The 7,897-nt window shown below is 65.3% G+C and carries 8 protein-coding genes and 1 pseudogene; 6 read left to right on the top strand and 3 right to left on the bottom strand.

The window, feature by feature from the left end; genetic code table 11:
* The first annotated feature begins 200 nt into the window (after window positions 1–200).
* Window positions 201–1,211: a class 1 fructose-bisphosphatase gene (locus ACO6VM_RS19255; RefSeq protein ID WP_125465868.1), complete on the top strand. Its 1,011-nt coding sequence runs from the start codon at window positions 201–203 to the stop codon at window positions 1,209–1,211.
* Between the two features lie 3 nt (window positions 1,212–1,214).
* On the top strand, window positions 1,215–1,811 hold the full coding sequence (locus ACO6VM_RS19250) for a DUF924 family protein (protein WP_401055565.1): 597 nt from the start codon (window positions 1,215–1,217) through the stop codon (window positions 1,809–1,811).
* Between the two features lie 170 nt (window positions 1,812–1,981).
* Here ACO6VM_RS19250 and ACO6VM_RS19245 read toward each other — a convergent pair whose 3' ends face one another.
* Window positions 1,982–2,707: a methyl-accepting chemotaxis protein gene (locus ACO6VM_RS19245; protein WP_371923757.1), complete on the bottom strand. Its 726-nt coding sequence runs from the start codon at window positions 2,705–2,707 to the stop codon at window positions 1,982–1,984.
* 129 nt (window positions 2,708–2,836) lie between these two features.
* Window positions 2,837–3,874: pseudogene (locus ACO6VM_RS19240) on the bottom strand (HAMP domain-containing protein); the annotation flags it as partial.
* 229 nt (window positions 3,875–4,103) lie between these two features.
* Here ACO6VM_RS19240 and bamE point away from each other — a divergent pair.
* A complete protein-coding gene (bamE, locus tag ACO6VM_RS19235; RefSeq protein WP_125465865.1) occupies window positions 4,104–4,358 on the top strand; it encodes an outer membrane protein assembly factor BamE domain-containing protein in 255 nt (84 codons plus the stop codon).
* A complete protein-coding gene (locus ACO6VM_RS19230; protein ID WP_347151873.1) occupies window positions 4,355–4,927 on the top strand; it encodes a lipocalin family protein in 573 nt (190 codons plus the stop codon). The genes bamE and ACO6VM_RS19230 overlap by 4 nt, the downstream gene beginning before the upstream one ends.
* A 105-nt stretch (window positions 4,928–5,032) precedes the next feature.
* On the opposite strand, the gene ACO6VM_RS19225 is transcribed toward ACO6VM_RS19230, so the two are convergent.
* The gene (locus ACO6VM_RS19225) at window positions 5,033–6,397 is read right to left on the bottom strand and encodes a formimidoylglutamate deiminase (RefSeq protein ID WP_422403659.1); all 1,365 of its coding nucleotides are present in this window, start codon (window positions 6,395–6,397) and stop codon (window positions 5,033–5,035) included.
* A gap of 145 nt (window positions 6,398–6,542) precedes the next feature.
* Here ACO6VM_RS19225 and hutC point away from each other — a divergent pair, with 145 nt between their 5' ends.
* Together hutC and ACO6VM_RS19215 are read left to right on the top strand one after the other, a co-directional pair.
* On the top strand, window positions 6,543–7,253 hold the full coding sequence (gene hutC / locus ACO6VM_RS19220) for a histidine utilization repressor (protein WP_189654580.1): 711 nt from the start codon (window positions 6,543–6,545) through the stop codon (window positions 7,251–7,253).
* Complete coding sequence (locus ACO6VM_RS19215; protein WP_401055561.1) at window positions 7,250–7,822, top strand: HutD family protein; 573 nt, start codon at window positions 7,250–7,252, stop codon at window positions 7,820–7,822. Before hutC ends, ACO6VM_RS19215 begins: the two co-directional genes overlap by 4 nt.
* The last annotated feature ends 75 nt before the right edge of the window (window positions 7,823–7,897 follow it).

Below are 7,897 nucleotides of genomic sequence, written 5' to 3'. Positions count from 1 at the left end.
CCTCGCCTCAATGGGAGATGCATCGATCAACTTTGGAGTGTGTTCTCCGTTCTCCCCCCCCCGCGATGCTTCTCTGGCCGACAGCTGGCCCTCGGCGAGCTGAACTCAACGTCGCCCAGCGAGTCTCTTTGCTCGCTAGCCCGCAACACTCCCTGTAAACTGCGGGGGTTTTTCTCCCCCTTTCCTTTTCGGAGCCATACATGTCCCGCGTTACCCTGAGTCGCTATCTGATTGAGCAGACCCGCAGCAACAACACCCCTGCCGATCTGCGCTTCCTGATCGAAGTGGTGGCGCGTGCGTGCAAGGAAATCAGCCATCACGTCTCCAAAGGCGCGCTGGGTGGCGTCCTGGGCAGCATGGGCACCGAAAACGTACAGGGCGAAGTGCAGAAGAAGCTCGACGTCATCTCCAACGACATCCTGCTCGAAGCCAACGAGTGGGGCGGCCACCTGGCCGGCATGGCCTCCGAAGAGATGGACAACGCCTACCAGATCCCGGGCAAGTACCCCAAAGGCGCCTACCTGCTGGTATTCGACCCGCTGGACGGTTCGTCGAACATCGACGTCAACGTCTCGGTCGGCACCATCTTCTCGGTGCTGCGTTGCCCTAACCAATACCTGAGCCAGAACGAAAGCCTCAACGAGAACGCCTTCCTGCAGCCAGGCACCGAGCAGGTCGCCGCCGGTTATGCCATCTATGGCCCGCAGACCATGCTGATCCTCACCCTGGGCAATGGCGTCAAGGGCTTCACCCTGGACCGCGAGCTGGGCAGCTTCGTGCTCACCCACGAGAACATCCGCGTGCCGGAAAGCACCGCCGAATTCGCCATCAACATGTCCAACCAGCGCCACTGGGAAGCCCCGATTCAGCGCTACGTGGGCGAGCTGCTGGCCGGTGAGACCGGCCCGCTGAAGAAGAACTACAACATGCGCTGGATCGCCTCGATGGTGGCCGACGTGCACCGCATCCTGACCCGTGGCGGCCTGTTCATGTACCCACGCGACGCCCGCGACCCAAGCAAGCCGGGCAAGCTGCGCCTGATGTACGAAGCCAACCCGATGTCGTTCATCATCGAACAGGCCGGCGGTGCGTCCACCGACGGTTACCAGCGCATCCTCGACATCAAGCCAGAGGGCCTGCACCAGCGCGTGTCGGTGATCCTCGGCTCGAAAGAAGAGGTCGAGCGCGTCACCGCGTACCACAAGGAGTAAACCATGCTCGCACCTTGGCAGCCGTTGCTGGAGTGGTGGTTCGGTTGGGGCAGCAGCCCCCAGGCCGTGGCTGACGAGAAGAGCACGCTGTGGTTCGGCAAGCATCACGATGCCGAAGCCCAGGCGCTGTTCGGCGACCTGATGGAGCACGCCCTGGCGGGCGGCCTCGACGAGTGGCAGCAGAGCCCGCAGGGCTGGCTCGGCTTGCTGATCCTGCTGGACCAGCTGCCGCGCATGATCCACCGCGACACGCCGCGCGCCTTCGAGGGCGACCGGCGGGCGCAGGTGGTGGCCATGCAGGGTTTGCAGAAGGGTTGGGACTACCAGCTGCTGCCGATCCAGCGGGTGTTCGTGCTGCTGGTGCTGGAGCATGCCGAGGTGCTGGACTGGCAGAACCTGTGCGTCGAGCGCTATCAGATCTTGCTGGGTGAACAGCCGGAGGCGAATCGCCGGTTGTTCGAAGGCTTCCTCGACTATGCCGAGCAGCACCAGCGGGTGATTGCCCGGTTCGGGCGCTTCCCGCACCGCAACCTGTTGCTGGAGCGGCCGAGTACTAGCGAGGAGATGGATTTCTTGCTGGAGCCTGGTTCCCGCTTCTAGCTTCTAGCGGTAGCTGTGGGAGCGGGCTTGCCCCGCGATTGCGATGGTGGGTCTGACATCGCAATCCCCCTCTCCCCCCCCCCCCCCCCCCCCCCCCCCCCCCCCCCCTCTCCCCCCCCCCCCCCCCCCCCCCCCCCCCCCCCCCCCCCCCCCGCTCCCACGTTATCGAATCAGATCCTGAAACTCCCCACCAGATGCTTCAACCGCTCCACCTGGTGCTCCAGGTCGGTGCAGGCACGCAAGGTGCTCTGCAGGTTGTGCACACCTTCCTGATTCAGCGTATTGATCTCGGTGATGTCGACATTGATCGACTCGACGACGGCCGTCTGCTCTTCGGTGGCGGTGGCCACCGACTGGTTCATGCCGTCGATCTCGCCGATGCGCTGGGTCACGCTGCCCAGGCGTTCGCCGGCCTGGTTGGCGATGCCGACGCTGCGGTCGCTGTGCTGCTGGCTCTGGTTCATGGTGCTCACGGCCATCTGCGCGCCGGCCTGCAACTCCTCGATCAGGCGCTGCACCTGCTGCGCCGAATCCTGGGTGCGATGGGCCAGGTTGCGTACCTCATCGGCCACCACGGCAAAGCCACGGCCGGCCTCGCCCGCGCGGGCGGCTTCGATGGCGGCGTTGAGCGCCAGCAGGTTGGTCTGCTGCGAAATGCCACTGATCACATCGAGGATCTGGCCGATGTTCACCGTGTGGTTGTTCAGCGTCTCGATGTTGCCGCTGGCATCGCTGATGCGCGCCGACAGCTGGTTCATCACCTCGATGGTCTCGCCGACCACCTGCTGGCCTTCCTCGGCCAGGCCACGCGCGGCGCTGGAGTGCTGCGAGGCCAGGGCGGCGTTCTGGGCGATCTCCTGGGCGGCGGCGCCGAGCTGGTTGATCGCCGCGGCCACGCTGCTGGTGCGGCTGGACTGCTGGTCGGCATTGTGGATCGAGGCGTTGGAGGCGCTGACCACCTGGCCCGCCACGCTATTGACCTGGCCAGTGGCCGAGGCCACTTCGCGGATCGATTCGTGGATACGCTCGACGAAGCGGTTGAACGACTGCGCCAGGCTGCCGAATTCGTCCTGGGCGTGAATCTTCAGGCGCCGGGTCAGGTCGCCCTCGCCTTCGGCGATGTCATGCATGGCGCGGCCCATCACGTGCAGCGGCTCCATCAGCACGCGGATCAGCAGGCCGAGCAGGGCGATGATCACGATTACCGCGATCAAGGTCGCCACCACCGCCGAAGTACGCAGTTCGCCGAGCATGGCGAAGGCTGCGTCCTGGTCGAGTACCAGCGCCACGTACCAGTCCGCCGACGGCACGCCGTCGACGTGGGTGAAACTGATGAACTGCTTGCGGCCATCGACCTCGACTTCCTTCAGGCCACTGCCGATGCGCGGAGTGTTGTCCGGGTAGACGTCGCTGAGGGCCTTGAGTGCCAGTTCGCCCTTGGGATGGATGAGGATCTTGCCCTCGCCGTTGACGATGAAGGCGTGGCCACGGCCGTCGAAGTCGAGGGTGTTGATCAGGTTGCTGATGGTCTGCAGGTCGGTGTCGACGCCACTCACGCCGATCAGGCGGCCGGCCTGCTGCACCGGGGTGGCCAGGGTGATCACCAGCTTGCCGGCCGAGGCGGAGATATACGGCTCGGTGACGATGGTCTGGCCGGCGGCAGTGGCCGCCTTGTACCAGCCGCGCACGCGCGGGTCGTAGTCGGCGGCGCGGCTGCCTACCGGCACCGACTGCATGCTGCCGTCCTGGCCGCCGAAGTAGCTGAGCATGAAGTTGCTGGCGTACACCGGCAGCGCCAGGCTGCGGTCCAGGCTGGCTTTGCCCGGGCCGTCCACGGCGACCTGCTGGGCCAGGGTGTTGAGCAACTGGATACGGCTGTCGAGCCAATTGCGGATGTTACCGGCGGTGAGATTGCCCAGGTCCTGCAGAGTGGCCTCCGTGTCACTGCGCAGGGACTGGCGTTGTCGGTAGTCGTTGAACAGCACGAAACAGGTGAAGGCAACGGCCACCACCAGGGCGGCAGCCAGCAGGATCTTGTGGCTGAACTTGAGGTTCTTGGTCATTTTTAAAAAGTCTGCGCACGGGCACGGAGGAGGGCAGGTGCGGCGAAAAGCCACACCGTCGGAAGCTGTGTCGTCAGTGCTGGAAAAAACATTAATCGTTTGCGCAGATACCGACTGGCGGCGCGGCAGGAAAACCTCGGATGGCAGGGAACCGCGGGCCCTTTTTCCCTTCTAAGCTCCCAGCAGGCCTCTCAGAACCTGTGTATCCACCTCCAGGAGTGTCACTTTCATGTCGTTGCGTTCCCTCGCCCTGTTGTCCTTGTGCGTCGTCCTGACTGCCTGCAGCAAGATCAACCAGGAAAACTATTCCAAACTCAAGGCCGGCATGAACAAGGCCGAGGTCGAGCAAATGCTCGGCACGCCCACCGAGTGCTCCGGCGCGCTGGGCATGAGCAGCTGCACCTGGGGTGACGAGAAGAGCTTCATCAGCGTGCAGTACGCGGCGGACAAAGTATTGATGTACTCCGGGCAGGGCCTCAAATGAGGCGTCTGCACCTGCTGTTGAGTGTGTGCCTGGTGATGCTGCTGGGTGGCTGCGCCACGTCCGCCACCGACCCGCTGGCACCGAAGACCGCAGGTGCGGTGGATCTCAAGCGTTATCAGGGTAAATGGTTCGAACTGGCGCGCCTGCCGATGAAGTACCAGGACGGCTGCGCCCAGTCCGAGGCCCATTACAACCTCAAGCCCGACGGCACCGTGGGCGTGCTCAACCGCTGCCGCACCCTGGGTGACGAGTGGCTGCGCGCCGAAGGCCATGCCACCACGCAACAGCCCGGGCATACCGACAAGCTGTGGGTGGAGTTCGACAACTGGTTCACTCGCCTGGTGCCGGGTGTGGCCAAGGGTGACTACTGGATTCTGTTCGTCGACGAGCGTTACCGCACCGCGATCGTCGGCAGCCCGGACCGCAAGTACCTGTGGATTTTGTCGCGCACGCCGTCGTTGCCGGCGTGGGAGCGCGAGAACCTGCTGGCCAAGGCGCGCCAGCAGGGGTATGACACCCGCCGGCTGATCTGGCGCACGGCGGACAAGGAAATCGTTGCCCGGCATTGATCAGGCAAATCGCGGGGCAAGCCCGCTCCCACGCCATGGGCGCCCCAATTGCTTGGGGACAGCCTAGTTCGTGGGAGCGGGCTTGCCCCGCGATGGTTTTGCAGCTCAGCCCAGCAACTGGCGCAGCACCTCGACAAACGCCAGTGCACTCTCTGCTTCCTGCCCATGGCGCCCCTGGCGCACCACCCACTGCCCGTTGACCATCACATCGCGCACCTGCCGATCGCCGCCGGCAAACAGCCAGCGGTTGAGGATGGCGTCGCCGTCCGCCACGGCCAGGTACGGGTCCTGCCCGTCCAGCACCAGCCAGTCCGCGCGCTTGCCCACGGTCAGTTCGCCGATCGGCTGGCCCAGCGCCTGGGCGCCGCCCACCAGCGCGGCGTCGTACAAGGTGCGCCCGACCATCGGCTGATCGTTGCGGTACAGGCGGTTGCGGCGCTGGTCGCGCAGGCGCTGGCCGTATTCCAGCCAGCGCAGCTCTTCGACCACGCTCAGCGACACGTGGCTGTCAGAGCCGATCCCCATGCGCCCGCCCTGGGCCAGGTAGTCCACCGCCGGGAAAATACCATCGCCCAAGTTCGCCTCGGTGGTCAGGCACAGGCCGGCGATCGCGCCGCTGCGGGCCATGGCGGTGACTTCGTCGGGCTCGGCGTGGGTGGCATGCACCAGGCACCAGCGTGAATCGACCTCGGTGTGCTCATACAGCCATTGCAACGGGCGCAGGCCGCTCCAGGCCAGGCAGTCGTCGACTTCCTTCTGTTGCTCGGCAATATGGATGTGGATCGGGCACTGGTTGTCGCTGGCGCCGAGCACCTCGGCGATCTGCCCGGGCGTCACCGCGCGCAGGGAGTGGAAGCACAGCCCCAGCTGTTGCGCCGGTTGCGCGGCCAGCACGGGGGCGAGCTGTTGCTGCAGCGCCAGGTACTGCTCGGTGGAGTTGATGAAGCGCCGTTGCCCGTCGTTGGGCGCTTGCCCGCCGAAGCCCGAGTGGCTGTACAGCACCGGCAGCAGGGTCAGGCCGATGCCGCTGGCGGCGGCCGCAGCGCTTATGCGCCGGGACAGCTCGGCCGGGTCGGCGTAGCGCTGGCCGTTGTGGTCATGGTGCACATAGTGGAATTCGGCCACCGAGGTGTAGCCGGCCTTGAGCATCTCGATGTACAGCTGACGGGCGATGACCTGCAACTGCTCTGGGGTGATGCGCCCCACCAGGCGGTACATCAGGTCGCGCCAGGTCCAGAAGCTGTCGTTGGGGTTGCCGGCCACTTCCGCCAGCCCCGCCATGGCCCGCTGGAACGCGTGCGAGTGCAGGTTGGGCATGCCTGGCAGCAGCGGGCCGGCCAGGCGCTCGGCGCCCTCGGCGCTGGCATTGGCCTCGACCGCCGTCAGCCGGCCATCGGCGGCGACCTCCAGGCGGACATTGCGGGCCCAGCCCGTGGGTAGCAGGGCGCGTTCGGCGAAATAGGCGGACATCGGTGAAATCCTGTTATTGTTTAACTTGTATATACATATACAGCCGTTTGCCTGCCGGGTAAACTCCGGCAAGCTACCGTTCACTCCAACCGTACAAGGATTCAACGCCGTGCCGACACCTCCTGTCTCCGCGCTGGTTGCCCAGATGGGCGAAGGGCCGGCGCCGCTGTATGCCCGGGTCAAGCAGATGATCGCCCAGCAGATCGAAAACGGCAGCTGGCCGCCGCATCACCGGGTGCCGTCGGAGAGCGAGCTGGTCAGCGAGCTGGGTTTCAGCCGCATGACCATCAACCGTGCCCTGCGTGAGCTCACTGCCGAAGGGCTGCTGGTGCGCATGCAGGGCGTCGGCACCTTCGTCGCCGAGCCGAAGAGCCGCTCGGCGTTGTTCGAAGTCAACAACATCGCCGACGAGATCGCCGGCCGCGGCCACCAGCACAGCTGCCAGGTGGTCACCCTGGCCGAAGAGGCCGCCGGCTCCGAGCGTGCCCTGGCCCTGGACATGCGTGAAGGCCAGCGGGTATTCCACTCGCTGATCGTGCACTACGAGAACGGCGTGCCGGTGCAGATCGAGGACCGCTACGTCAACGCCGCCATCGCCCCCGATTACCTCAAGCAGGACTTCACCCGGCAGACGCCCTACGCCTATCTGTCGCAGGTGGCACCGCTCACCGAAGGCGAGCACGTGGTCGAGGCCATACTTGCCGAGCCCGATGAGTGCCAGCTGCTGCAGATCGAGCGTGGCGAGCCCTGTCTGTTGATCCGCCGCCGCACCTGGTCGGGTCGTCAGCCGGTCACCGCGGCGCGCCTGATCCACCCCGGTTCCCGTCATCGCCTGGAAGGACGATTCAGTAAATGAGTGCGTTGCAGTTGTTGCGTGCGCAGGATTACCCGCGCATGCCCTGGAAGAACGGTGGCGGTTTCACCGAAGAGATCACCCGCGATGCCGGCGACGGCCTGGACGGCTTCGGCTGGCGCCTGTCGATCGCCGACATCGAAGCGTCCGGCGGTTTTTCCACCTTCGCCGGTTACCAGCGCATCATCACCGTGCTGCAGGGCGATGGCATGCGCTTGCTGGTCGATGGCCAGGCCAGCCGGCCTCTGCTGCCATTCGATGCCTTCGCCTTCAGCGGCGAGAGCCAGGTCAGCTGCGAGCTGCTGGGTGGGGCGATCCGGGATTTCAACCTGATCTATGCACCGCAGCGTTATCACGCACGGTTGCAGTGGTTCGATGGCACCAGCCGGCTGTTCAGCTCGGCCTCGACGGTGTTGCTGTTTGCCGCGAGCAATCACGTTGAAGTCGGGCTGACCGGGCACGAGCCCCAGCAGCTGGGCCGGTATGACTGTTTGCGCCTGGAGGGCAACGAAGGGTTGCTGGCGCTGGATGTGCAGGGGCGGTTCTGCCTGATCGAGCTGATGCCGCGTTAAACCAGCTGTTGCACTATCGCGGGGCAAGCCCGCTCCCACGCCAACTCAACTCAGGCGTGGGAGCGGGCTTGCCCC

The sequence above is a fragment of the Pseudomonas sp. GZD-209 genome, from assembly GCF_049310485.1.
In the GTDB taxonomy this organism is placed as follows: domain Bacteria; phylum Pseudomonadota; class Gammaproteobacteria; order Pseudomonadales; family Pseudomonadaceae; genus Aquipseudomonas; species Aquipseudomonas sichuanensis.
Note: the sequence above shows the minus strand (reverse complement) of the source record. Positions and strands in the feature narration are given on the sequence as shown.

Excerpts from the sequence above, each read along its gene's own strand:
- ACO6VM_RS19255 (WP_125465868.1), top strand. The coding sequence starts at position 201 with ATGTCCCGCGTTACCCTGAGTCGCTATCTGATTGAGCAGACCCGCAGC.
- ACO6VM_RS19250 (WP_401055565.1), top strand. The coding sequence starts at position 1,215 with ATGCTCGCACCTTGGCAGCCGTTGCTGGAGTGGTGGTTCGGTTGGGGC.
- bamE (WP_125465865.1), top strand. The coding sequence starts at position 4,104 with ATGTCGTTGCGTTCCCTCGCCCTGTTGTCCTTGTGCGTCGTCCTGACT.
- ACO6VM_RS19230 (WP_347151873.1), top strand. The coding sequence starts at position 4,355 with ATGAGGCGTCTGCACCTGCTGTTGAGTGTGTGCCTGGTGATGCTGCTG.
- ACO6VM_RS19225 (WP_422403659.1), bottom strand. The coding sequence starts at position 6,397 with ATGTCCGCCTATTTCGCCGAACGCGCCCTGCTACCCACGGGCTGGGCC.
- hutC (WP_189654580.1), top strand. The coding sequence starts at position 6,543 with ATGGGCGAAGGGCCGGCGCCGCTGTATGCCCGGGTCAAGCAGATGATC.
- ACO6VM_RS19215 (WP_401055561.1), top strand. The coding sequence starts at position 7,250 with ATGAGTGCGTTGCAGTTGTTGCGTGCGCAGGATTACCCGCGCATGCCC.